Here is a 1,131-nt window from a genome sequence, read left to right as displayed (position 1 = left end):
GGGCCGAGGCCTCCGTCGCGCCAGGTTTCACGTCGCTCTTGTCGTCCATGCTCTACCCCCGTTCCTCGGGAAAGTAGCGCTCGACGCTGTCTCAAGAAACCGTGCCCCGGCCCATGACGCGTCCCCTAGGGAACTATCCGTCCGCCGGGGCGGTTTCACCAGGAACGGAGGTCCAGCCAGATGATGTTTGCCAGTCCCGTCCGCTTTCATCCCGATGTCGAAGTCAAGGAGCCGAACGAGGCGGAGACGGTCGAAAGTCTCAAGCAGGTCTTCGACACGATCCTGGAAACGACGGCGCGGGAGTACGGCCACTCCGTCAGGTCGGTCCATGCGAAGGCGCATGCCATCCTTCAAGGCGAGTTGTCGATCTCCGACGACCTCACCCCGGAGGTCGCCCAAGGCATGTTCGCGCGTCCGGGCAAGCACAAACTTCTTATGCGAATCTCCACCAACGCGGGTGACATCCTGCCGGATGCGATTTCGCTGCCTCGAGGGATCGCGCTCAAGGTGCTGGGCGTCGAGGGCGAGCGGCTGCCCGGGGCGGAGGGCACCACCCAGGATTTCGTCATGGTGAACGGGCCGGTGTTCCAGACCCGGACGGCCGAGCAGTTTCTCGGCAATCTCAAGCTGCTCGCCCGCACGACCGATCGTCTCGAGGGTACCAAGGAAGCGCTGTCCTCGGTCCTGCGGGGCGTGAACACGGCGCTCGAGGCGGTGGGCATCGAGAGCCCGAAGATCCAGGCGCTCGGGGGTGCTCCGAACGTGGATCCGCTTGGCGAGACCTATCACAGCGTCACGCCGTTCAGATTCGGCGATTACATCGCCAAGTTCTGCCTCGCGCCGATCTCTCCGGGCCTGACCGCCCTCACCGGCAACAAGATCGACGCGCGTGGTCGGGAGGATGCGATCCGTGAGACGGTGCGGGACGAGATGCGCGGTAACCGCGGCCGCTGGGAGTTCCGCGTCCAGCTTTGCCGCGACCTCGAGAAGCAGCCGGTCGAGGATCCGACGGTGAATGTCAACGGCGGAGCAAAACCAGGCCGTTGGGCGGCGCAAAAGTAGGCCACTTGGCGCCGCAAGCGGGGAACGGCGGGAGGGCGTAGCCCGACTAGAGTTTCCCGCTTGCGGCGT

At 65.1% G+C, this 1,131-nt stretch carries 1 protein-coding gene; it reads left to right on the top strand.

The window, feature by feature from the left end; translation table 11 throughout:
• Positions 1-180: 180 nt before the first annotated feature.
• Positions 181-1,062 carry a catalase family protein gene (locus ACLJK8_RS22800; RefSeq protein WP_413152687.1) on the top strand — a complete coding sequence of 294 codons (882 nt, stop codon included), beginning with the start codon at positions 181-183 and terminating at the stop codon, positions 1,060-1,062.
• Positions 1,063-1,131 lie beyond the last annotated feature (69 nt).

Source organism: Amaricoccus sp. W119 (genome assembly GCF_047275745.1).
In the GTDB taxonomy this organism is placed as follows: Bacteria; Pseudomonadota; Alphaproteobacteria; order Rhodobacterales; family Rhodobacteraceae; genus Amaricoccus.
Note: the sequence above shows the minus strand (reverse complement) of the source record. Positions and strands in the feature narration are given on the sequence as shown.

Bases quoted from the DNA above. Each gene is read 5' to 3' on its own strand.
- ACLJK8_RS22800 (WP_413152687.1), top strand. From the start codon at position 181: ATGATGTTTGCCAGTCCCGTCCGCTTTCATCCCGATGTCGAAGTCAAG.